Source organism: Haloarcula rubripromontorii, assembly GCF_001280425.1.
In the GTDB taxonomy this organism is placed as follows: Archaea; Halobacteriota; Halobacteria; order Halobacteriales; family Haloarculaceae; genus Haloarcula; species Haloarcula rubripromontorii.
Genome location: NZ_LIUF01000006.1, coordinates 114,492 through 136,106 on the forward strand (window position 1 = coordinate 114,492; position 21,615 = coordinate 136,106).

The 21,615-nt window shown below is 65.9% G+C and carries 22 protein-coding genes; 12 read left to right on the plus strand and 10 right to left on the minus strand.

The window, feature by feature from the left end:
* Positions 1-87: 87 nt before the first annotated feature.
* The 4 genes from AMS69_RS16955 to AMS69_RS16970 form a co-directional block, all read right to left on the minus strand.
* Entirely contained in the window at positions 88-600 is a 513-nt protein-coding gene (locus AMS69_RS16955; RefSeq protein WP_053969240.1) for a TRAM domain-containing protein, read from the minus strand.
* Between the two features lie 136 nt (positions 601-736).
* A complete protein-coding gene (locus tag AMS69_RS16960) occupies positions 737-1,054 on the minus strand; it encodes a DUF5783 family protein (RefSeq protein ID WP_053969241.1) in 318 nt (105 codons plus the stop codon).
* 139 nt (positions 1,055-1,193) lie between these two features.
* A complete protein-coding gene (locus tag AMS69_RS16965; RefSeq protein WP_053969242.1) occupies positions 1,194-1,859 on the minus strand; it encodes an HD domain-containing protein in 666 nt (221 codons plus the stop codon).
* An 85-nt stretch (positions 1,860-1,944) separates the two neighbouring features.
* Positions 1,945-2,604, minus strand: a complete 660-nt coding sequence (locus tag AMS69_RS16970) for a helix-turn-helix domain-containing protein (protein ID WP_053969243.1) — start codon at positions 2,602-2,604, stop codon at positions 1,945-1,947.
* A 179-nt stretch (positions 2,605-2,783) separates the two neighbouring features.
* On the opposite strand from AMS69_RS16970, the gene AMS69_RS16975 reads away from it, so the two are divergent.
* From AMS69_RS16975 to AMS69_RS17030, 12 genes are all read left to right on the plus strand, one after another.
* Positions 2,784-3,359, plus strand: coding sequence for a hypothetical protein (locus AMS69_RS16975; protein ID WP_053969244.1), 576 nt, complete (start codon positions 2,784-2,786; stop codon positions 3,357-3,359).
* Positions 3,356-4,006: a QcrA and Rieske domain-containing protein gene (locus AMS69_RS16980; RefSeq protein WP_053969245.1), complete on the plus strand. Its 651-nt coding sequence runs from the start codon at positions 3,356-3,358 to the stop codon at positions 4,004-4,006. Before AMS69_RS16975 ends, AMS69_RS16980 begins: the two co-directional genes overlap by 4 nt.
* Positions 4,006-5,400: a cytochrome b gene (locus AMS69_RS16985; RefSeq protein WP_053969246.1), complete on the plus strand. Its 1,395-nt coding sequence runs from the start codon at positions 4,006-4,008 to the stop codon at positions 5,398-5,400. Before AMS69_RS16980 ends, AMS69_RS16985 begins: the two co-directional genes overlap by 1 nt.
* Positions 5,397-5,579 (plus strand): hypothetical protein, encoded by a 183-nt coding sequence (locus AMS69_RS16990; protein ID WP_053969247.1) that lies wholly within the window; start codon positions 5,397-5,399, stop codon positions 5,577-5,579. Before AMS69_RS16985 ends, AMS69_RS16990 begins: the two co-directional genes overlap by 4 nt.
* A complete protein-coding gene (locus AMS69_RS16995) occupies positions 5,572-8,430 on the plus strand; it encodes a nitrate reductase subunit alpha (RefSeq protein ID WP_053969248.1) in 2,859 nt (952 codons plus the stop codon). Before AMS69_RS16990 ends, AMS69_RS16995 begins: the two co-directional genes overlap by 8 nt.
* Positions 8,427-9,500: a selenate reductase subunit beta gene (locus AMS69_RS17000; protein WP_053969249.1), complete on the plus strand. Its 1,074-nt coding sequence runs from the start codon at positions 8,427-8,429 to the stop codon at positions 9,498-9,500. The genes AMS69_RS16995 and AMS69_RS17000 overlap by 4 nt, the downstream gene beginning before the upstream one ends.
* The gene (locus tag AMS69_RS17005) at positions 9,493-10,326 is read left to right on the plus strand and encodes an ethylbenzene dehydrogenase-related protein (RefSeq protein ID WP_053969250.1); all 834 of its coding nucleotides are present in this window, start codon (positions 9,493-9,495) and stop codon (positions 10,324-10,326) included. The genes AMS69_RS17000 and AMS69_RS17005 overlap by 8 nt, the downstream gene beginning before the upstream one ends.
* On the plus strand, positions 10,326-11,006 hold the full coding sequence (locus tag AMS69_RS17010) for a molecular chaperone TorD family protein (protein ID WP_053969251.1): 681 nt from the start codon (positions 10,326-10,328) through the stop codon (positions 11,004-11,006). The genes AMS69_RS17005 and AMS69_RS17010 overlap by 1 nt, the downstream gene beginning before the upstream one ends.
* On the plus strand, positions 11,003-11,854 hold the full coding sequence (locus tag AMS69_RS17015; protein WP_053969252.1) for a hypothetical protein: 852 nt from the start codon (positions 11,003-11,005) through the stop codon (positions 11,852-11,854). Before AMS69_RS17010 ends, AMS69_RS17015 begins: the two co-directional genes overlap by 4 nt.
* On the plus strand, positions 11,851-12,702 hold the full coding sequence (locus AMS69_RS17020) for a HEAT repeat domain-containing protein (RefSeq protein ID WP_053969253.1): 852 nt from the start codon (positions 11,851-11,853) through the stop codon (positions 12,700-12,702). Before AMS69_RS17015 ends, AMS69_RS17020 begins: the two co-directional genes overlap by 4 nt.
* A gap of 2 nt (positions 12,703-12,704) precedes the next feature.
* A complete protein-coding gene (locus AMS69_RS17025; protein ID WP_053969254.1) occupies positions 12,705-13,943 on the plus strand; it encodes a P-loop NTPase in 1,239 nt (412 codons plus the stop codon).
* A gap of 193 nt (positions 13,944-14,136) precedes the next feature.
* Positions 14,137-14,748, plus strand: coding sequence for a trimeric intracellular cation channel family protein (locus AMS69_RS17030; protein ID WP_053969255.1), 612 nt, complete (start codon positions 14,137-14,139; stop codon positions 14,746-14,748).
* Between the two features lie 7 nt (positions 14,749-14,755).
* On the opposite strand, the gene AMS69_RS17035 is transcribed toward AMS69_RS17030, so the two are convergent.
* From AMS69_RS17035 to AMS69_RS17060, 6 genes are all read right to left on the minus strand, one after another.
* Complete coding sequence (locus AMS69_RS17035; protein ID WP_053969256.1) at positions 14,756-15,793, minus strand: YhjD/YihY/BrkB family envelope integrity protein; 1,038 nt, start codon at positions 15,791-15,793, stop codon at positions 14,756-14,758.
* A gap of 216 nt (positions 15,794-16,009) precedes the next feature.
* The gene (locus tag AMS69_RS17040) at positions 16,010-16,597 is read right to left on the minus strand and encodes a TorD/DmsD family molecular chaperone (RefSeq protein ID WP_053969257.1); all 588 of its coding nucleotides are present in this window, start codon (positions 16,595-16,597) and stop codon (positions 16,010-16,012) included.
* Entirely contained in the window at positions 16,594-17,889 is a 1,296-nt protein-coding gene (gene nrfD, locus AMS69_RS17045; protein WP_053969258.1) for an NrfD/PsrC family molybdoenzyme membrane anchor subunit, read from the minus strand. Before nrfD ends, AMS69_RS17040 begins: the two co-directional genes overlap by 4 nt.
* Positions 17,889-18,719, minus strand: a complete 831-nt coding sequence (gene dsrO, locus AMS69_RS17050; RefSeq protein ID WP_053969259.1) for a sulfate reduction electron transfer complex DsrMKJOP subunit DsrO — start codon at positions 18,717-18,719, stop codon at positions 17,889-17,891. The genes nrfD and dsrO overlap by 1 nt, the downstream gene beginning before the upstream one ends.
* Before the next feature lie 2 nt (positions 18,720-18,721).
* Positions 18,722-21,217, minus strand: coding sequence for a molybdopterin-dependent oxidoreductase (locus AMS69_RS17055; protein WP_053969260.1), 2,496 nt, complete (start codon positions 21,215-21,217; stop codon positions 18,722-18,724).
* Entirely contained in the window at positions 21,210-21,452 is a 243-nt protein-coding gene (locus AMS69_RS17060; RefSeq protein WP_053969261.1) for a 4Fe-4S ferredoxin N-terminal domain-containing protein, read from the minus strand. The genes AMS69_RS17055 and AMS69_RS17060 overlap by 8 nt, the downstream gene beginning before the upstream one ends.
* Between the last annotated feature and the right edge of the window lie 163 nt (positions 21,453-21,615).

Genomic DNA, 21,615 nt, shown 5'->3' on the forward strand with positions numbered 1-21,615 from the left:
GGGAAAATATACCCTCGGCTGCGTGGCCGGCGGTCGCGCTAACTCCGGCAGCGTGCCACGGCAGGTGTCGGTCGACAGGCGCTGTGCTTATTCGTAGTAGGGGAGCCGTTCGACGATCTCAGCGAAGGCCACGTTCTCGCGGACCTGATTCATTTTGACACGGAGGCGCTCCCCCACATCAGCGTCGGAGACGATAACGACGTACCCGCCGTCGATGCGTGCGACGCCGTCGCCCTTGTCGCCGATGTTGTCGATCTCGACGACACGCGTTTCACCCTCGGCAACGGGCGGGGACGACGGTTCGAACTCCGGCTCCGGGCCCGGTTCGCCGGACCGCGAATCGGACCGCGGCTTGGATCGGGACTGTTGCTCTGACTTGGAGCTGGAACTGGGCTCCGGGTCGGGCCTGGTTCGGGACCCGGACTGTGACTGTGGTGTGGGTGCCTCGGCCGCCGACTGGAACAGTGCGATCCGGTACAGCGTCTCTGTGTCCAGTGTTCCCAGCTCGACTTCCTGTTTCGGAATCTCGATCACGTACGAGTCGTCCTGCTCCTCAACAAGTCCGGTAAAGAGACAGTGAAGATCTGAATCGGTCGCCATTAGTATAATTGATTCGGCTAGGATCGGAACTGCATTGATTCTGGTGTTTTCGATCCGCCGGGCCGGGCGCTGCTAGAGAGTGGCAAACTGGCTGTGTACGTCCGCTATTGAGCGAGCCATCGAGAGACTGCGGCGATTACTCGAATTCGAACAGCCGACGGAGTTCGCGCTCGATGGCGTCGGTAAACGCAGACAGCACTGTGTCGAACGTCTCTTCGTCACCCGGTAGCGATTGCGCACGCGCCTCGGTGTCGTCGGGCAGTCGGACGCTGAACGTGCCCTCGCCCTCGTACACCGGCTCGCTCTCGCTGAGAATCTGCCGGTCGATTCCGCGAAGGACTTCGGAGTCGTACTGCCCGTGCAGCTCCTGATACGCGTTCGAGTACGCCGTTTCGAGCTCCTCGAAGTAGTGGACGTACTTCTCGTCGAACTTGTCGGCGTCGAACTCGGTCATGAATCCAGTGTTGCCGGGGTGAGAGTAAAGGGTTCTGTGACGCCGGGGGAAGCAGACCCGGTCACGACCGCCGGTCTCAGTCGACACCGACGCGCTCGAAGCCGGGTTTCGCTGCCCATCGGCTCCGGCCGGACACCGTCTATCGCTCCCCCGTCACTCCGATTTCACCGGCGAATTGCGTGAAGAACTCGTCCATGAATTCCCGACGCCGCCGACCAAGACGCCGGCCGGGGTGGGTGTACAACATATCTACGCGTTCCTGCGCCCAGTTCCGGAGGAGTCCGATGTCCGGATAATCCGACGTTTCGAGGTCTGTGGCTGACGCATCATCGATAACGGCATACTTCTCGTCGGTCCGTCCAGACCGTTCGCCGACGATACAGGCCAGTCGGATGAGTCCGCGCGCGCCGGCAGCGTCCAGCTTGTCCGCGTCGAAGAGGAGTTTCGCCTCCAGCGTTTCCGGTTCCGGGGAGCTCGCCCGGATACTGTGTGCTCGGATACAGTGTTTCAGACGGCTGATTCGGTCGGATTCCACACCTTCGGCCGTGAGTAGCTGCGCGGCTTCCGCTGTGGCCCATTCGTCGTGATCATCGATTGCACCGGCCCGCTCCCGGGGCCGACCGATATCGTGGAGCCACGCCGACGCGGCGAGGACATCCCGGTCGACCGAGCCGTCGCAGTCGCCCGCGAGCCGAAGCGCGATGTCTCTGACTCGCTTGGCGTGAAACTGGTCGTGGGCTGGGAGGGCGTCTTCGTAGTACGGCACCGACAGTGTTCGAGCGAGCGGACCCAGTTCCTGTGTCATTGGCGGCGGTGGCACCTCGCGTTCCGGCTGAAATAACTGCTGTGAAATGCGTCCGCATCGCTGACATGTATCGGAGGCGTGCCACTCAACGGGCGTCGAGCAGGTCGTCGAGGAGCTTCCGCTGGGCGGCAGCAAGGTGCTCGGTGAACGTCGAAGTGGAGATGTCCAGCGCGTCGGCCACGTCGCCGGCGGTCGCCTCGCGCGGGTGTTCGAAGTACCCCATCTCGTGGGCCCGGGTCAGCACCTCATGCTGGCGGCCAGTCAGTTTTGCGCGGTCGAGGACGACCGGCTGGTCCGTCTCTGTGGACGTGTCCTCCAGTAGCCGCCGGAGTTTGACCGTCTCACCTTCCGACTGGAGGTCAGCGACGATCTCTCGCAGGGTTGGAACATCGTCAACGAGGAACGTGACGACGATGGAGTCGGTGTCCGCTGTGAACTTCTGGACGACACAGCCGGCCGCTTCGATGCGTTCACAGACACAGCCCTGCCCGGCCGCTCTGGACAGCTGGAACACGTGTCGCTGGTCGTAGGCGAACACGTGTTCGACGGTCGCGCTCTTGCCCTGAAGCGCGACCGGCGGCTCGTCGCCGCCCTTGAGCGTGAACTCTTCAACAACGCGACCAGCACCGCCACTCGTTGCGCTCCGGGAGACCTCCGACACCGACCACTCCTCGTCAGCGTGCGGTTGCACCTGACACGACCGAGGACCGAACACTTCGACCTCGGCAAGCATTCGGCCCGACATGTGTGGGGAATCCCCCGGCTGGCATAAAAGAGTCTGTGCGAACATGTTCGTATAAAAAACCGCCATATAATGGGCCTAAGATGTCGGGCTGGCAGTTCATCGGGGTGCTGGAACAAACCCCGAATACAGCGACGCAGATAGCCGTTCGAATCGCTGGCGAACCGAGATGACACAAGATTATGAGACGCAACACGATACTCATCGGTCTGTTGATAACGGCGGTGCTGCTGCCGATGTGGTACGTCGCCTTGCACGGCGAGCCACCGTCGGAGGAGATAGCCATCGACGAGAGCGTCAGCGACATCCGACCGCTGGATGGCCCGGTCGAGACGCCGAACAAGCTGTCGCCGAGCCAGGTCGGCGTCGTCGTCTGGGTCGCCCTGTTCGGCCTCGTGGGCGTGCTGACGGCCGCTCACCAGTTCATGAACAGAGCGGTCCGGCCGCCCGACGAGGCCGAGCCGGTCACTGACGGCGGGATGGTCTCGCTACCGTGGCTCAACACAGAGCACCGCTGGGTCGTCGAGTACCACGACGCCTCGGACGCGATAGAGGGGCTCGTCGCCATGAGCGGGCTAACGGTCCTCTCTATCGTCTTCGCGGCGCTGTTCACCGGCGAGTATCTCACGCTCGCCCGCACCCAGTACTTCGGGCTGTACGCGACCGGGATGTTCCTCTCGCTCGCGCTCTCGACGGTCACGTACTACGCCTGGTTCATGCCACACGTCGAAGTCGCCGAACTCAGGGGGCACGAATGATAGAGTATCCGAAACCGGACGACGACGAGGAACAGGGCGACGACTGCTCGTGTGACGAGGCCGGCACGTCCCCCACGCTGTACGGGGACGCCCGCGCGGAGCTTCGCCGCCGGGACTTCGCGAAGTTCCTCGCGACTGTCGGCGGCCTGACCGCCGTCGCCAGCCTCACCGCACCCCTTGCAAGCACCACGCAGGTGTTCGAGCGAGGGTACAAGGGGCCGGTGTACTCCGACGGCATCCACCTCGTCGACAGCGAAGGCGAGCGAATCACGGAAAGTCGGCTCTCTGAAGGCGAACACATGACCGTGTTCCCGGAGCCCCGGCCCGGCATCGAAGACGCACCGACGCTGCTGGTGCGCTACGCCGAGTCGGACTACGGGAGTGACATCTCGGAGGGGTTCACTGTCAACGGCTACGCCGCCTTCTCGAAGGTGTGTACCCACGCCGGCTGTATGGTATCAGATCGGGAGGAAGACCTGGTCGTCTGTCCCTGCCACTTCGGGAAATTCAACGTTCTGGAAGGGGCGGCGGTCAGCGGCGGCCCGCCGGGCCGCGCGCTCCCGCAGCTCCCGATTACGGTGACCAGCGACGGATTCCTCGTCGCCACGGGTGACTTCGAGGGGCCAGTCGGCCCCGGAGGTGGATAATGTCCCGCGCCAAAGCCGTCTACGACTGGTTCGACACCCGCCTCGATCTGGAGAACGGCCAGAAATTCCTCGGGAAAGCGTTCCCGGCCGAGGACTCGTTCCTGCTGGGGGAGGTGGCGCTGTTCTGTTTCCTCCTCTTGATTCTATCGGGGGTCTTCCTCGGGTTCTTCTTCGAACCCTCCACGTCCGACGTGGAGTACGACGGCAGCGTCCAGAAGTTCCAGGGCGAGGAGATGCCCGAGGCGTTCGTCTCGGTGTTGCACATCACCTACGACGTGCCCTTCGGGATGTTCATCCGCCGGCTCCACCACTGGGCGGCTCACCTCTTTGTCGCCTCGATAGGGTTGCACATGTTACGGGTGTTCTTTACCGGCGCGTACCGCAATCCGCGGGAGCCAAACTGGGTCGTCGGCACGGGCCTCGCGGCCCTGTCGATGGGCGCGGCCTACACCGGCTACGCCCTGCCGTTCGACGAGTTCGCCGCCACCGCCACGAGCATCGGCTACAACCTCACGATATCGATACCGCTGTTGGGTGATTTCCTCGGCCAAGTGGTGTTCGGGGGGGAGTTCCCCTCCAGCGCCACCATCCCGCGGCTGTACTTCCTGCACGTCCTCGTGATACCGGCGGCCATCGCCGTGGGGCTGGCCGTCCACATGGCCATCCTCATCCGGCAGAAACACACCGAGGCCCCGCGGGACGAGGACGTGACGGGCGGTCGCCAGCCCGTTGACGAGGAGGACGACGACATCATCATCGGCCTGCCCGCGTTCCCGAACCAGGCCGCGGTGTCGGCCGTCGTGTTCTTCGTCACGGCGGCGACGCTATCGGCGCTCGCGGGGCTACTGCCGGTCCACAACGTCGCCGAGTACGGCCCGAACGACCCCGCGTCAACGCCGGAACTCATCATGCCGGACTGGTTCCTGATGTGGGTGTACGGCTTCCTGAAGCTCCTTCCACAGATCAGCTTCAACGTCGGCCCCGCCCACATCAACGGGGAGTTCGTCGGCGGCATCGTCCTCCCGGGACTCGTGTTCGCCGCGGTTGCCGTCTGGCCCTTTATCGACCGGTCGGAGCCGACCCACTTCACCGCGGACCCGCTAGACCGGGCCTGGCAGACCGGCGTCGGCGTGGCCGCCGTCGCGTTCATCATGATCGCCTCCATCGCTGGGATGAACAATATCCTCGCGGGCCAGGTGCTTGGAACGACGACCGGCGTGGTCAACCCCATCCTGACGGCCGCGCTACTGGTCGTGCCGCCGGTGTTCGGCGGCATTACGTACCTGCTGTTGCGCGACGGCGAGCCGACGCCGTCACAGGAAGGCGACGTGGCCGCGGACGGCGGCGCTGTCGACGGCGACACAGACCGTACCGAATCGGAGGGAGACGGATGACAGCGAACGTCGAACTGACTGAGCGACAGTATCGGCTGCTGGATACGACGAGCAAGCTGGTCGGCCTCGTGCTAGTCGCCGCCGGCCTCGACGTCGGCGGCAGCACGCTCGCCGGCATCGCGCTGGCCGTGGCCGGCACTGCCTGCGCGACTGCGACAGTGTTCATCACCAATGAGTAGACACGACCTGACCGACGACGAAACGGACAGTGCGGGAATCAGTCGCCGCGACTTCGTGCGCGGCCTCGGAGCCGCGTCGCTGCTGGGCGCGACGGGGCTGTCCTTCGCTGACGACGGCATGGACGGCCTGCAAGCGGTCGACGACCCCATCGGCAACTACCCCTACCGGGACTGGGAAGACCTCTACCGCGACGAGTGGGACTGGGACTCCGTCGCCCGGTCGACCCACAGCGTCAACTGCACCGGCTCCTGTTCCTGGAACGTTTACGTCAAGGACGGGCAGGTCTGGCGCGAGGAGCAGGCCGGCGACTACCCCACCTTCGACGAGAGCCTCCCGGACCCGAACCCGCGGGGCTGTCAGAAGGGGGCCTGTTACACCGACTACGTCAACGCCGACCAGCGGGTCCTGCACCCGCTCCGTCGCACCGGCGAGCGCGGCGAGGGCCAGTGGGAGCGCATCTCCTGGGACGAGGCGTTGACCGAAATCGCCGACCACGTCATCGACGAGGTGCAGGCGGGCCGGTACGACGCCATCTCCGGGTTCACGCCGATTCCGGCGATGTCGCCCGTGAGCTTCGCCTCCGGCTCCCGGCTCGTAAACCTGCTCGGCGGCGTCTCGCACAGCTTCTACGACTGGTACTCGGACCTGCCGCCGGGCCAGCCCATCACCTGGGGCACCCAGACGGACAACGCCGAGTCCGCCGACTGGCACAACGCCGACTACATCATCGCCTGGGGGTCGAACATCAACGTCACGCGCATCCCCGACGCGAAGTACTTCCTCGACGCCGGCTACGAGGGGGCGAAGCGGGTCGGTATCTTCACCGACTACTCCCAGACAGCCATCCACACCGACGAGTGGCTCTCGCCCCACGGCGGCAGCGACACCGCCCTCGCGCTGGGCATGGCCCAGACCATCGTCGACGAGGGGCTGTACGACGAGGACCACCTCAAAGAGCAGACCGACATGCCGCTGCTGGTGCGAGAGGACACCGGGAAGTTCCTCCGGGCCAGCGAGGTCGGCCTCGCCGAGGACGCCGACGACCCCGAGAAAGTGTTCGTCATGGTCGACGCCGACGGGAACCTCCGTCGTGCGCCCGGCTCGCTCGGCGAGCGGGACGGCCAGAAGGACTACTCGGCGAGCATCGAACTCGACTTCGACCCGCAGTTGTCGGTCGAGCGCAGCGTCGACACCGACGAGGGCAGCGTCCCGGTCCGGTCGGTCTGGGAGAACCTCACCGACGAACTCAGCCAGTACACGCCGGAGTTCGTCCACGAGGAGACCGGCGTCGGCGAGAACACATACCAGCGGGTCGCCCGCGAGTTCGCCGAGGCCGACGCGGCCAAGATAATCCACGGCAAGGGGGTCAACGACTGGTACCACAACGACCTGGGCAACCGCGCCATCCAGTTGCTCGTGACGCTGACGGGCAACCTCGGCGACCCCGGGACCGGCCTGGACCACTACGTCGGCCAGGAGAAGATATGGTCGTTCCACGGCTGGAAGGTGCTGTCGTTCCCGACCGGCAGCGTCCGCGGCGTCCCGACGACGCTGTGGACGTACTTCCACGCCGGCATCCTCGACAACACCGACCCCGACACCGCCAAGAAGATACGCGAGTCCATCGACGAAGGGTGGATGCCGGTCTATCCCGAGGAACGGGACGACGGCGGCCGACCGGACCCGTCGACGATGTTCGTCTGGCGGGGGAACTACTTCAACCAGGCCAAGGGCAACGTCGCCGTCGAGGAACAGCTCTGGCCCAAACTCGACCTCGTGGTCGACATCAACTTCCGGATGGACTCGACGGCGATGTACTCCGACATCGTCCTGCCGGCGGCCAGTCACTACGAGAAACACGACCTCTCGGAGACGGACATGCACACCTACGTCCACCCGTTCACGCCCGCCGTCGAGCCGCTGGGCGAGGCCAAGACCGACTGGGAAATCTTCCGCCTGCTCGCCGAGAAGATACAGGAGCGGGCCCGTGAACGCGGTGTCGAGCCGGTCGAGGACCGGAAGTTCGACCGGACCATCGACCTCACGACCATCCACGACGACTACGTCCGCGACTGGGAGACCGGCGAGGACGGGGCGCTGGAAGAGGACCGGGCCGCCGCGGAGTTCATCCTCGAACACTCCGAGGAGACCAACCCCGAGGACAGCGACGAGCAGATTACCTTCGACGACATCGACGACCAGCCCCAGCGGTTCCTCGAAGCTGGCGACCACTGGAGCTCCGACATCAAGGACGGGGAGGCCTACGTCCCGTGGCAGGACTACGTCCACGACAAGAACCCCTGGCCGACCTTCACCGGCCGCCAGCAGTACTACATCGACCACGACTGGTACCTCGAACTCGGCGAGGAACTGCCGACCCACAAGGAGGGGCCGGAGAACACCGGCGGCGACTACCCGCTGTCGTACAACACGCCCCACGGCCGGTGGTCCATCCACTCGACGTGGCGCGACGACCCCAAGATGCTCAGGCTCCAACGCGGCGAGCCGGTGGTGTACATCAACCCCGAGGACGCCGACGAGCGCGGCATCGAGGACGGGGACACCGTGGAGGTGTACAACGACCTCGGGAGCGTCGAGGTGCAGGCCAAAATCTACCCGTCCAGCGAACCGGGGACTGTCAGGCACTTCTTCTCCTGGGAGAAGTTCCAGTACCCTGACCGGGACAACTTCAACACGCTCGTCCCGATGTACATGAAGCCGACCCAGCTGGTACAGTACCCGGAAGACACCGGCGAGCACCTGCACTTCTTCCCGAACTACTGGGGGCCGACGGGGGTCAACAGCGACGTCCGCGTGGACGTGCGACCGACCGGAGGTGACAGCGAATGAGCACCGACCAACAGGACGAGGGAGAGGAGGACACGCTGGTCAACGTCGCCGACGGCGTCGACCACCAGGTCGCCATGGTGATGGACCTGAACAAGTGCATCGGCTGCCAGACGTGTACCATCGCCTGCAAGAGCCTCTGGACGGAGGACGGCGGGTCGGAGTACATGTACTGGAACAACGTCGAGACCAAGCCCGGCGAGGGTTACCCGCGGGGCTGGGAGGACTCCGGCGGCGGCTGGGAGTCGAGCGAGCACAAAGAGCGCTCGCCCGGCGAGATTCCGGACGAGGAGGACTACGGCCGCGCCTGGGAGTTCAACCACAGCGAGATAATGTACGAGGGCAGCGACGAGCCGCTCCGGCCCCGCGAGGGCGCGGAGTGGGGCCCCAACTGGGACGAAGACCAGGGGGCCGGCGAGTACCCCAACAGCTACTACTTCTACCTCCCGCGCATCTGCAACCACTGCACCCACCCCTCCTGTGTCGAGGCCTGCCCGCGCTCGGCGCTGTACAAGCGCGAGGAGGACGGCATCGTCCTCGTCGACCAGGACCGCTGTCGGGGCTACCGCTACTGCGTCGAGGGGTGTCCCTACAAGAAGGTGTACTACAACACCGTCTCGAAGAAATCGGAGAAGTGCATCTTCTGTTACCCCCGCATCGAGGGCGAGGGCCCCGAGGGGGAGACGTTCGCCCCAGCCTGTGCCGAGGAGTGTCCGCCACAGCTCCGGCTTGTCGGCTTCCTCGACGACGAGGAGGGCCCGATTCACAAGCTCGTCAACGAGTACGAGGTGGCGCTGCCGCTGCACCCGGAGTTTCAGACCCAGCCGAACGTCTACTACATCCCGCCGTTCGCGCCCGGCCAGCACACGGAGAACGGGGAGACGGTCGACATCGACCGCATCCCGCGGCAGTACCTCCGGGAGCTGTTCGGCGACGGCGTCGACGAGGCGCTCGACACCATCGAACGGGAGCGCCAGCGGGCCCGACAGGGCGAGGACAGCGAGCTGATGGAACTGCTCCAGGACAAGAACCCGGCGAAACAGTACCGGTTGGAGGTCTTTGACGATGACTGACCACCGACGCACGCTCGCACTCACGGCGGTGCTGGCGGGGCTCATCGTCGTTTCGACGGTGGCCGCGCCGATGGCCAGCGCCCGGCCAGCACACGAGATTCCGGTCGCGGAGGTATCGACAGCCGACCTCGCACAGCCGAACGCCGACGGCTGGACGGAGGTCCCGGCCTCGGACGTGCCACTCGCGAGCGCCCCGAGTAGCGTCCCGAACGCCGACGACACGTCCGTCGAGACGGTCGACGTGCAGGCGGCCCGCACCGAGCAGCGGCTGTACGTCCGTCTGCAGTGGCACGACGCGACACGGGACACGAACGCCAGCGCAACGCGGGCGTTCGCTGACGCGGTTGCGGTCCAGTTCCCGGCCAACACGAGTTCCCGGCCGCCGATAGCGATGGGCGGCCCGGACAACCGAGTCAACGTCTGGTACTGGAGCGGGGCGACCGGGACGCAGGAGCTGCTGGCCGGCGGTGCCGGCTCCACGACGGCGTTCGAGAACCCAACCGTCTCGGCCAACGCGAGCCACACCGGGACCGGCGGCAACGCCACCTGGACGGTGGTCTACTCGCGCCAGCTTGACGCCCCGAGCGAGAACCGGACTGACCTGCGGACCGACGGTGACCTCGACGTGGCCTTCGCTGTCTGGAACGGCTCCAACGGCGAGCGGTCCGGCCAGAAAGCGGTCAGCGAGTGGCACTACTACCCGTTCAGCGGTGGCCCGCAGGGGCCGCCCTACGAGACGCTGCTGTGGACCGTCGCCGGCATTGCCATCGTCGCCGTCGTCGGCGTCACCAGCTTCGGCATCTACCGCACGCGGGGGGTCGAGTGATGGCGACCACGCCGACCGACCCAGTCGACGACGTAGACGAGGACGCGGCCGCCCGCGGCGCGGTGTACGCGACGCTGGCGAAGGCGTTCGAGTACCCCGGGGAGTCGTTCCACGAGGCCGCCGCGAACGGCTCGCTCGAAGCCGACCTCCGGGCCTGTCTCGACCGCACCGCGCTGGACGTGGCCGTCCCGTCGCTGACCACCGACGACGACTACGAGACGCTCGCGGCCCGCTACAACGACATCTTCGAACTCGGCTACAGCGAGTACACGGACCGGACCGACGGCTCGCTGGAGGCGGAGGGGCCGCCGGTCCCGCTGTACGAGTCCAAATACCGGCCGGACCACTCCTGGAACGACGTGAACCTCGACCTCGCGCGGGCCTACAGCCACTACGGCCTGGAAATCGACCAGGACGAACGTGACAACCACGACGCCGTGACCTACGAACTGGAGTTCGCGGGGTACCTGGCCCGCCGGGAGGCCGCCGTCGGTGACGACGCCGCGACGGCCCGGCTGGACTTCCACGACCGCCACCTCGGCCACGCGGCGGCCGGCGTCGCGGACCGACTGGCCGACGAGCCGGGAACCGACGTCTACGGCGGCTTCGGCGAACTGCTGGAGGCGTTCGTCCGGGCCGACCGCAACGACCTCGCGGCGCGTCTGGAGGGGCAGCGATGACAGCCACGCTCCAACAACGGCTCCGACCACTGATACGCGGCGGCGACCACTCGCTCGCAGACCTCGCGGTCGGCACGGCGGCCGTCGCAGTTGCCGCCCGCTACCTCGCCGTTCTGTTCGTCAACGCGCCGGGGTACGGGGCCCCGGTCGCGCCCGGCCTGGCGACGGGCGTGTCCACGGCCGTCGTCGCCGTCGCGGCAATCGCCGTCGCCGTCACCGACGCCGACCCCCTGACCGGCGTCGGCCTGCTGTTCGTCGGCGTGTTCGGCCTGCTGTCGCTGGTCAGTAGCGCGGCAGCGCTCCCAGCGGCCACCGCGGTCGTCCTCGGGACGGCGACCGTCGCCGCCGTCGCAGGCCGGCGGCTGGACCTCGTCTCGGCCGGCGCGACCGCCCTGCTCGTCGCGGCCCTGAGCGTCGGCCTGGCCAGCGGCGTCGGCGGCTGGACCGGCCTCCGACCGGCGGCCTCGACCGTCGCGCTGCTCGGGGTCGCGTCGACGCCGGCCTTCGCGGCGACGGACTGGCGGTCGCTGTCGACGGCGGACTGGGGCGCGGTTCTGGGCGGCCTCGCCGCCTTCGCGGTCGTCCTCGCGGTCGGCCGCGCCGTCCCGTTCGTCGCGGGCGCGGTCACGCTCACCGGCAGCGGCGTCGTCGGGACGAGCCTGCCGGTCGTCGCGCTCGCGGCCGCCGGCGCGGTGACGACGGCCAGCGCCGCGAGCCGAACCCGCCGATGGACGCTACTGGCCGGGGTCGCGCTCGTCGCGTTCGCCGGCGTCCCGGCCACGCTCCCGCGGGCGCTGCCGTTCGCGCTCGGGGTCGCGGCACTCACCGCACGGGAGGGGCAACCATGACCGGCTGTCACGACGACGACGAGTTCGAGAAGCACCTCGAAGAGGACCCGGACCCGCAACTGGACCCCGAGCGCAGTCCGGGCCTGCACACCGACATCGAGGCGCTGGAGGACATCGAGGTGAGCCGTGAGGACGTGACCATCGGCGAGGCCACGCCGGAGGAACTGGCCGCCAGCGACACCGAGCCTGTCGAGGACGACGCGGTGGCGTCGCTGCTGGCCGACATCGAACACGGTTCGAAGACCGACCGACGCCGTGCTGCGCTCGAACTCAAAGACCGCGCGTCCACCGACGAAATCGTGGCGGCGCTGGCCCGCGCCGCGACGACCGACGACGACAGCGACGTGCGTCAGTTCGCCGTCGAGGCGCTGACGGCCCACGGCGGCGAGCGGGCCGCGGCGGTCGCGGTGGAACTACTCGACGACCCCGACCCCTGGGTCCGGGCGGAGGCCGTCGTCACGCTGGACAACGTCGACCGCGAGGCCCACGAGGACGACATCGAAGACGCGGTCCACGACGACCACCACGCCGTCCGGCGCAACGCGGCCATCTCGCTGTTCAAACTCCGCGGTGAGGCGATGGCCGATCTGCTGTTGGAACAGAGCCGCGACGACAGCGAGCGGGTCCGCGAGTGGGCCGCCCACATGCTCGGCGGCGTCGACGAAGACCGTGCCTGCGAGCGACTGCGTGAACTCACCGACGACCCCGCGACCGTGGTCCGCCAGACCGCCGAGCGGTCCCTCGACGCGGACCCCGGAACCTTCCGCCGTCAGTTCGGCAGCGCGCTGGAGAACGACGCCCGACTGCTGCCCGGCGAAGACAGACTCAACCGGATGCCCGACCTCTGACGATGACTGATGGAACGTCCACCACACTGACCGACCGCATCGAAGCCGCACTGCGAGACGTGCGCGACCCGAACGCCGACCTCTCCGTGTTCGACGCGGGCTTCGTCGAGAACATCGACGCGGCCGACGGCGAGGTGACAATCGAAGCGGACCTGACCGCACTGGACGGCCAGACGAGCACGCAGGTCGTGCAGGCGATGCTCCGCGCGGTCGACGAGGTAGACGGTGTCGAGAGCGTCCACGTCGAGCGGACGACACCGACGAGTGAGGACCACGCAAGCGTCGAGTCGTTCGACCACGTGATCGCCGTCGCCAGCGCGAAAGGCGGCGTCGGCAAGTCGACGGTCGCCACGCATCTGGCCTGTGCGCTGGCCGCTGACAACGATGTGGCGCTGTTCGACGCCGACATCCACGGGCCGAACGTCCCCGAGCTGCTGGACGTGAGCGGGCCGGTCCACTCCAGCGAAGAGGGTGACCCGCTCCCGGTCCGGGCGGGCGACATGGACGTGATGAGCGTCGGCCTGATGGAAAGCGGCGCACCGCTGGCCTGGCGCGGCGCGATGGCCCACGACGCGCTCGACGATTTGTTCGAGAACACCGCCTGGCGCAACGACGACGTGCTGGTGCTCGACCTGCCGCCGGGAACGGGCGACGTGGTGCTGACGACGCTTCAGGAGGTCCCCGTCGACGGCGTGGTCGTCGTGACGACGCCGTTTCACGCGAGCGTCAGCGACACCAGCCGAACGGTCGAACTGTTCCGGGACAACGACGTGCCGGTGCTGGGCACCGTCGTCAACATGGCCGAATACGTCTGTGACTGCTGTGGCGAGCCAAACGACCTGTTCACGGGGGACGCGCTGTCGGACCTCGACGCCGAAGTGCTGGCCGAACTGCCGTTCTCACACGACCTGCAAGGGACGCCAGCGCCCGGCAGCGTGCCCGACGCTGTCAGCAGTTTGGGAGACGCTGTCGAATCCGCCCTCGACACCGCCGGCGTGGTGTCAGTCGATCCCACGGTCGACATCCGCGACTTGCCGCCACAGGAGCGCAAAGACCGGGTTCGGGAACGGTTCACCGCACTGGACAGTGGCGAGCCGTTCGTCCTCGTCAGCGACCGCGACCCGACCCCCGTCGGACAGTTCCTGGGCCGGCTCGCAGAGGCCCCACGAGAGGCCTTCGACCCGTTCGAGGTCCGACGGGAAACGCCCGAGGCCTGGGTACTGGAGACGGCCAAGCCGTGAGTACGGTCGCTGGCAACCAACAGTGACAGCCGGTAACAGGCCACCGGAGCAGGACTAAAGGCATAATTGTCCGCAGCCGTAGGAGTACGATAATGACCCCTATACTCGTGACAGCGGGTCGACTCGCCCGCGGTCGCGCACGCGGCAGGTCCCGGCGGGCCGGAGGGACAGCGTGACCGACGCGTTTGCGGTGATGAACGCTATCGGGCTGGTCGGGTTCGCGTTCGTCGGCGCGGCGAAAGCCATCGAAGAGCGATACGACGTGTTCGGCGTCACGGTCGTCGGCGTGATGACGGCACTGGGTGGCGGGACGACGCGGGATCTGCTGTTGAACAGCGTTCCGAACTCCCTGCAGTCACCCGGCGAGGTCGCTCTCTCGCTTCTCGGCGTCACCGCCGCTGTGCTGTTCGTACATTTCCTCGACGACGGCCACCAGCACCCGGTCGTCCTGACGGCCGACGCCATCGGGCTGGCGGCATTTACGACCACTGGTGCGCTGCTGGGCCAGCAGGCCGGCCTTCCGGTGTTTGCCGTCGTCGCGCTGGCGACCGTCAACGCAGCCGGCGGCGGTGCCATCTCGGACCTGCTGTTGGGCCGAACGCCGTTTATCCTCCGCGAAGACTTCTACGCGTCCTGTGCCGTTATCGGCGGCCTCGCCTTCTGGGCGCTGGCACAGATGGGCGTGCCGCTCAGCGTAGCATCGGCCGGGTGCGCGCTCGCGGTGCTGTTGGCCCGAGGACTGGGCCTCGGCCGTGGGTGGTCGCTTCCGACGGTGCAGGCATGGGAGCGACGCGACGCACAGTAAAACGGCGCTATTTTTCGGTTGGCCACCATCTGAGCGTGAGCGCGACCGACTGGTCCAGACCGAACACGTCCGACGAACGGTCGACGGCCGCGGTTTCCGGGCAGTCGATTTCGGTGCGCTCGTCGGCGACCTCGATGGTTATTACATCTTGCCCGTGCCGGAGGTGGGCAGCCAGCGTATCAAGTTCGGCCAGCAACGCCTCGCGGGACATCGTCGTCTCGCGCGCGGTGTTCTGCTGGGAGTGGTCGCCGACGACGGGGTCGATATCGACATCCTCTGAACGATTCGATAGAACGGCGTTGATCGCCGCCCCGAGCAAGATCAGCAGGCCGATGATGTACAGCCAGCTCAGCAGGACGAGGATGCTGGCGATAATGTTCCCGCCCGTCGAGCCGGATTTGAACGCCGTAAAGAGAACCTGTGCAATCGTCAGACCAACGGCAGCGAAGGCGACACCCGGGACGACCTCAAGCGGCGAGACATCCGTGTCCGGAAAAACGTAGTACATCGGGTAGAAGACGATAAACAGGCCAGCGGCCCGGACCAGCCCGCTTGCGACCGTCCACGGGAGGCCGCTCCCGGACTCGGGCAGGACGCTGCCGAGCGCGCTGGCGCTGAGTATCGCCACGGCGACGGTCACGAGCAGTAACAGGCCGTCGCCGAGCTGGTCGAGGAACGTGTTCGACGCGCCAGTCTCGTAGATATCGGAGAAGGCGGTGTCCAGCCCTCGAAAGATTCGTAGCGACCCCCAGAGGAGAAATCCCACACCCAGCGCCGACACGGACGCGTCGGCTTCGGTCAGCCCCTGCTGGATGATGCCGCTGGCCTGTGCGGTCAGGACAGCTTCCATGATACCGACGACGGAGGCCCGTAGCGGGGCGTTTTCCGTCCGCTGGACGAACGTCAACACAAGCAGTAACAGCGGGAGAATCGACAGGAACGCGTGGTAGGCTATCGAGCCAGCCATGAACGTGAGCCGTTCCGCCCGGATTTCGTGAACGAGAGCCCGCAGAACCTCCTCCGTGCGAGCGCGACTGAAACGCATACGGAGCGTTCAACGCCGGGACTCATATAGACGACCCCGTTGTGGACACCCCTGACATCGTCTGCGAGGCGGGCGTCGGCCCAACTGCTGAGAGTTGCGGGTCGCCACCACGGACCCGGCGACACGGTCTGTCAGCCCGAGTGAGCATAGTAGTTCCCGAGCGTGGAGAACCCGTCTGGTCGCGACGACAACTCCAGGGAGCGCTCCAGGAAACCGCTACTGATAGAGTACCTCCCGGGTCGTCGTTGCCAGCGACGCGTAGAACGCGTCGCGTGACTCTGTCTCGACTTGCTCGAGGAACTCCTCGGCCCAGACAGCGAGGTGCTCCTCGAAGAACTGGTCAAGCTGTTCGTCGAGGCCTTCTTCTGCGAGGTAGGCGGCGAACTCCAGTTCCGTGGCGATGTGGTCCGGGAGGTCCGAATGGGCAGCCGCGGGCTGGACGCCGAACTCTCGGTACCAGCGCACGACAGCCGTCGTGGCTGGGCCCTTGACTGGCCCAAGCGCATCCGGGTCGTCGCCGTCGCGATAGACGCTCTCGTAGGGCGGACACGGTGGTCCCGCCGGACCGATGAACAGTCGGGTGTACTCGGTCCTGAGGCGATCCCGGCCGACCGAGCCGATGTCGCCGACCACCGGGGCCAGCTCGCCGGCCTCGATAGCCTCGACCAGCTGCTCGGTCGGTTCCCGCCAGCATTCGGCGAGGACGGCATAGGTCGCTGCGGCGTCCGACCGAAACCCGTCACTCTCGGTGTCGCGCTCGGATGCTTGCTCACGCACGGTAGAGGTGTCAGTCTGTCCAGTCATTGTCGTTCCTGGGTCCCGCCGTCAGTCGCGTACTGTCCGTCGACTCGCTGAATCGGGACGTATTTCAGGCCGAGCGTGACGATGAGCGCACCGAAGGCGACGATACCGAGGGTGACAACCACCTCGACCAGCGTCGGGGTGTAGGCCCCCGCAGTCGCCCAGATATCGGTCGTGACGCCGGCATACTCGCCACCGACCGAGATGCCCGGTGGGAGGTCGATGTTAGCGACTTCGTAGCCCGTAAACACCAGTCGAACCCCTTCGAACATCGTGCCGAAGACCGCGAGGAGGCTCGCGGTGAAGATGGCCGACACGCGCTTGCGGAGCGACGGAATCATCAGCATGACAAGCGGGACTGCGCCGCCGACAACAGTCCAGAGCCAGAAGTAAACGGACTCCCCGATGAGGAAGCCACTGGTGATGGCCCAGAACTCGAAGTGGCTCGCCCAGGCGTGTGGCAGTCGTTCGGCCGCGAGCAGGTACACCACGTGAAGCGCGAGGAAGACGCCGAGTATCTTCCCGAGACTCGCGAGTTCCTCGCGGTCGACCTCGTAGTTCGTGAGCCGGTCTGCGAGTATCGACACGACCAGCAGCAATCCGAGGCCGGAGACGAGCGCCTTGGCGATGAACACCGGTGCAACGAGGGGGCTGAACCAGTCGCCACGTCCGATCTGCGTCGCGAAGATCCACCCGGTCACCGAGTGGAGGGCGACTGCGGTCGGGAGCGCGAGCGCTGCAGTCCAGAACATGAGCGTGCGGTCACGCTCGCGCCCGGCGTCAGTGTCATCGACGCCCAGTGCGAGCGGCGACCCGCGCGCAGCCAGATCGCGGCGGGTCAGCAGCCACAGATACCAGAGGTTTAGCACGCCATAGAGGATGACGATGCCGAAGTCCCACACCATCGGCGAGCGGAAGTCCGGCGACGTGACAAACTGGTAGAGTCGCTCGGGCCGACCGATGTCCGGGAGGATGAGCAGGCCTGCGACGGTGATACACGCGAGACTGACCAGCACTCCGAGCCGTGCGAACCCTTCGTAGCGGTGTGAGTGGAAGAACTTCGGTGCGCTGGAGATGATGAGCCCCCCAGCAGACAGCCCGACGAACAGGACGAACATCATGATGTACAGTCCCCACGAGAAGACGTTACGCATCCCTGTGGCGACAAGCCCCGTGGTGAGTTGGTAGCCCCAGGCTGCCAACCCAGCGACTATCAGGGTCGCGAGCAGCCCGAGCCACAGCCGACCTTTCGTCCCGAAGGCCGGAATCGCGATCCGGGAGGAGTCAGCAGCCATCAGTCGTCACCTCCAGACCCCACTGCTGGGACGTGTGGAACGGCATCACCCTCGATGGAATGATGGCCTCCACCCGAGTCACTACTGTCGCTGCCACTGGCCTCAGATGGCACGTCCTCGGTCCCATCGGACCACGGAGAAACATCGTCGAGCTCACTCTCCAGTTTATCCGACGTTTGCGGCCGACCGGGACTCATCTCGCCGCTGATGTAGTGCGTCTTCGGGTTCGTCCCGCGGTCTTCGAGGAGCTGGTCCGTCTCGTACTCGTTGATGTACTTCGAGACGGTGCTGCTCTCATCGTCGAGGTCGCCGAAGATGCGTGCGTCGGCGGGACAGTTGACGACACAGGCCGGGTCGAGTCCCTCGTCGACGCGGTGGCTACAGAACGTACACTTCTCGACGACGCCCTGTGGCCGTGCGGCAACGTCGCCCGTCCCCTCCTCGGGCATGTGTTCGGGTTCGTCCCAGTTGAACACCCGCGCGTTGTACGGACAGGCGGCCATGCAGTAGCGACAGCCGATGCACTTGTCGTAGTCGATCTCGACAATTCCGTCGTCCCGCGTGTACGTCGCGTTGACCGGACAGACCTTCACACAGGGCGCGTTTTCGCAGTGCTGGCACGCCGTCGGCTGGTACTGCATGTCAAGCGACCCGCTGCCACCGTCTTCGGGGTAGCCACCCGACGGGGTGTCGATCTTGTCGCCGCCCTCCGTCAGGACGCGGTTCCAGAACTGCCCCATCGGGACGTTGTTCTCCTGTTTACACGACACTGCGCATGCCTGACAGCCGATGCACCGTTCCTGGTCGATTACAAGGCCATAGTTCGTCATCGTTAGTCACCTCCTGCGCGTGGTGCGTCGGCACCAGCCCCGCGCGGGTTGTCCGCGTCGTACGTTTCGGTGTCGAGGTCGTCGGGAGCCGGTTCGACTGCCACGCGGACGTCGTAGAACGCCATCGTCTGGCCGACGTCGCTGACCTCGTTGTGCGTGAGGTCGTTATGGTGGCCCCTGAGGTAGTCACGCGACCACCATCCTTGGTCAGTGTTTACCAGCCCCGGCTGGAACGCCTCGTTGTACTTCGCTTTCACGACCATCTCGCCCCGGTCGTTGTACACGCGGACGTACTCGCCGTCCTCGATGCCGCGAGCCTTCGCATCCGACGGATGGATGTCCAGCTGTGGTTCGGGGTTGACCTCACGCACCCAGTTCAACATCTCGTACTGCGAGTGAATGCGGAACCGGCTGTGCTTCTGCATGAACATCAGCGGGTACTCGTCGGCCTTCTCGTAGTCGTCGGCTGTCCGGTCTTCGAGTGGCTTTGGGAGGTCAAACGTGACGCCTTCCTCGCTCGGTGCGTCGTCGTCGTACATCTTGATGCGCCCCGTGTCAGTGGGGAACTCGTCGGTGTACTTGACGATGGGAACGGTCTGTTTCTTCTGCGTCCCCTGTTCGAACAGCGTCTCGAAGTCGATTGCATCGTCTCGGCTGGCGAGTTCCCGGAGCATTTCGCGTTTCGTCTCCGGGAAGTAGTCACCGAACCCGAGCCGCTCTGCGAGCCCGCGGATCGCGTAGTAGTCGTCTCTGGCCTCCCACATCGGTTCTTGGACCTTGTGTCGATAGCTGATGTGTGGATGGGACCCCCAGCTGGACGTGATGTCCTCCTGCTCGAACCAGTGTGGGGCCGGGAGGATGATGTCCGCATGCTGGACCGTATCCGTGTGGTGCATATCCGCGACCACGTACAGTTCGAGGCTCCTGATGGCCTCTCTGAACCGTTGCCGGTCCGGGAACTGGTTGCCCATCATGTTCGACTCGATCGAGTAGACGGCCCTGACCTTGTGCGGATCACCGTCGAGTATCGCGTCCGGGTATTCGGGGAAGAACAGCGACGGCCCGGGGTCAGCGTCCTCGGGAGTGCCCCAGCCACCGGTGCTGAGCGTCGCACCGCCGGCGTGGTGCGCGTGGATGTTCCCGTGCCGGCCGTAGTCACCGGTCAGCCCCATCAGCATCGCATAGGTCTGGCCGAAGATGTGCCCGTGTTTGTACCGTCCGAGCGCGTAGCTCGGGGCGATGCCACCGGGGCCGCGAGTCGCCAGCCACCGGACTGCAGTGCGGATGTTCTCCGCGTCGACACCGGTCTTCTCCGCGACTTTCGATGGAGCGTAGTCAGCTACGTGGTCACGGAGCCGGGTCAGTGCTGTCTCACATTCGATGCCGTCGACTGTGAACTCCCCGAAGAGCGCATACGGGCCGTCGGTCTCGGGTTCGAGTTCGACTGGCGTGTTGCTGCCCCGTTCGACGGCGACGACCTGGTCGTCGCTGCCGTCGTCGAAGACGGTACTCGACTTGAGCAGGTCGCCGGTGTCTTTCCGGATTAGCGCGGGACCGGTCGTCCGCTTGCGAAGGAACTGTTCGTCGTACGTCCCGTCCTCGAAGACAGTGTGCATCATCGCAAGCGCGAGATGCACATCTTTCCCGGGCTTGACCGGGAGCCACAGGTCGGCTTTCGACGCCGTTGTCGTGTACACCGGATCCACCACGACAAGTTTCGCCCCGCTCTCGACGGCGTCGAGAACTTTCGAAGCGTCCATCTGGAACTGACTGGAGAAGATGTCCGACCCCCAGACGATGATGGTGTTCGCGTTCTCCCAGTCCTCGGCCTCGTTCGTCGGCGGCAGGAAGAACCCAGTCCCGGTGACCCGGTTGAATCCGCGACCGACGTTGGCGTCGATACCCCAGGCAGACTGGGTTGCGCCAAACAGAGCGGCCAGGCGGCTGAACGACTTGCCCGTCTGCCCGTAGTTCCCCGACCCCTCGTGGAAGAGGACGCTCTCTGCGCCGTGGTCGTCTTTTAGCGACTGCATCTTGTCGGCGACCAGATCGAGCGCCTCGTCCCACGAGACGCGCTCGAACTCGGCATCCGGGCCACGTCCGCCGGGGTTTGGCTCGTCGGGCGACCAGTCCGTGCGCTTCATCGGGTACTTCAGTCTTGTCGGGTCGTACACGCGCTGGGTGTGTGAGAGCCCGAGCACACAGGCCCGCTTGTACTGCTCGTCTTCCGGCGGGTGTGGCTCGACCTTCTTCACCTGTCCGTCGCGGACGTGGACGTCGATGGGACACTTCCCGCGGCAGTTCGGCGAGCAGACGGTCTGGATGACGTCGTTCTGCCCGACGTAGTTCTCGATACCCGGGTCGCGGGTTGACGCCGCCGTTTCGTCTCCGCGTTCGGCCAGCCCCTGGAGGAACTCACCGCCGCCGAGACCGAGGGCAGCAGCCGCTCCTCCGGCTTTCAGTACGTCGCGCCGATACAGCCCATCGGTGTCAGTCATCGTCGAATCCCTCAGGTTTGGTCGGCCGCTCGTCTTCACCGAACTCCGCCAGTACCTCATCGTGGTACTTTTCGTGGAATTCGGCGTCGCTCAGTTCCCCATTCGAGACACGAATCGCGTCACGAGCCATCCGTAGCCCCAACTCAGTGTCGTACTCGACGCCGTCAAGCATCGCTGTTGCTTCATCTTCCCACTCATCAATCGGCGTCAATCTCGGCTGCTGTGGGTTATTCATGGCTCTAGTTGTCGATTTCTCCCGGAACTCGGTAGGACGCGCGCTGAATTATGAAGGGGTTTAAGTACCGACAGGTGTGTCCGTGCGCCGTCAGACCGATCGAGCGTCTGCCAGAGAACCGGGAAATAGCCGAACCAGACACTCGGAGAACGCTCTGTTCACG

Coding starts and splice junctions, on each gene's coding strand:
- AMS69_RS16955 (WP_053969240.1), bottom strand. CDS start 600: ATGGCGACCGATTCAGATCTTCACTGTCTCTTTACCGGACTTGTTGAG.
- AMS69_RS16960 (WP_053969241.1), bottom strand. CDS start 1,054: ATGACCGAGTTCGACGCCGACAAGTTCGACGAGAAGTACGTCCACTAC.
- AMS69_RS16965 (WP_053969242.1), bottom strand. CDS start 1,859: ATGACACAGGAACTGGGTCCGCTCGCTCGAACACTGTCGGTGCCGTAC.
- AMS69_RS16970 (WP_053969243.1), bottom strand. CDS start 2,604: ATGTCGGGCCGAATGCTTGCCGAGGTCGAAGTGTTCGGTCCTCGGTCG.
- AMS69_RS16975 (WP_053969244.1), top strand. CDS start 2,784: ATGAGACGCAACACGATACTCATCGGTCTGTTGATAACGGCGGTGCTG.
- AMS69_RS16980 (WP_053969245.1), top strand. CDS start 3,356: ATGATAGAGTATCCGAAACCGGACGACGACGAGGAACAGGGCGACGAC.
- AMS69_RS16985 (WP_053969246.1), top strand. CDS start 4,006: ATGTCCCGCGCCAAAGCCGTCTACGACTGGTTCGACACCCGCCTCGAT.
- AMS69_RS16990 (WP_053969247.1), top strand. CDS start 5,397: ATGACAGCGAACGTCGAACTGACTGAGCGACAGTATCGGCTGCTGGAT.
- AMS69_RS16995 (WP_053969248.1), top strand. CDS start 5,572: ATGAGTAGACACGACCTGACCGACGACGAAACGGACAGTGCGGGAATC.
- AMS69_RS17000 (WP_053969249.1), top strand. CDS start 8,427: ATGAGCACCGACCAACAGGACGAGGGAGAGGAGGACACGCTGGTCAAC.
- AMS69_RS17005 (WP_053969250.1), top strand. CDS start 9,493: ATGACTGACCACCGACGCACGCTCGCACTCACGGCGGTGCTGGCGGGG.
- AMS69_RS17010 (WP_053969251.1), top strand. CDS start 10,326: ATGGCGACCACGCCGACCGACCCAGTCGACGACGTAGACGAGGACGCG.
- AMS69_RS17015 (WP_053969252.1), top strand. CDS start 11,003: ATGACAGCCACGCTCCAACAACGGCTCCGACCACTGATACGCGGCGGC.
- AMS69_RS17020 (WP_053969253.1), top strand. CDS start 11,851: ATGACCGGCTGTCACGACGACGACGAGTTCGAGAAGCACCTCGAAGAG.
- AMS69_RS17025 (WP_053969254.1), top strand. CDS start 12,705: ATGACTGATGGAACGTCCACCACACTGACCGACCGCATCGAAGCCGCA.
- AMS69_RS17030 (WP_053969255.1), top strand. CDS start 14,137: ATGAACGCTATCGGGCTGGTCGGGTTCGCGTTCGTCGGCGCGGCGAAA.
- AMS69_RS17035 (WP_053969256.1), bottom strand. CDS start 15,793: ATGCGTTTCAGTCGCGCTCGCACGGAGGAGGTTCTGCGGGCTCTCGTT.
- AMS69_RS17040 (WP_053969257.1), bottom strand. CDS start 16,597: ATGACTGGACAGACTGACACCTCTACCGTGCGTGAGCAAGCATCCGAG.
- nrfD (WP_053969258.1), bottom strand. CDS start 17,889: ATGGCTGCTGACTCCTCCCGGATCGCGATTCCGGCCTTCGGGACGAAA.
- dsrO (WP_053969259.1), bottom strand. CDS start 18,719: ATGACGAACTATGGCCTTGTAATCGACCAGGAACGGTGCATCGGCTGT.
- AMS69_RS17055 (WP_053969260.1), bottom strand. CDS start 21,217: ATGACTGACACCGATGGGCTGTATCGGCGCGACGTACTGAAAGCCGGA.
- AMS69_RS17060 (WP_053969261.1), bottom strand. CDS start 21,452: ATGAATAACCCACAGCAGCCGAGATTGACGCCGATTGATGAGTGGGAA.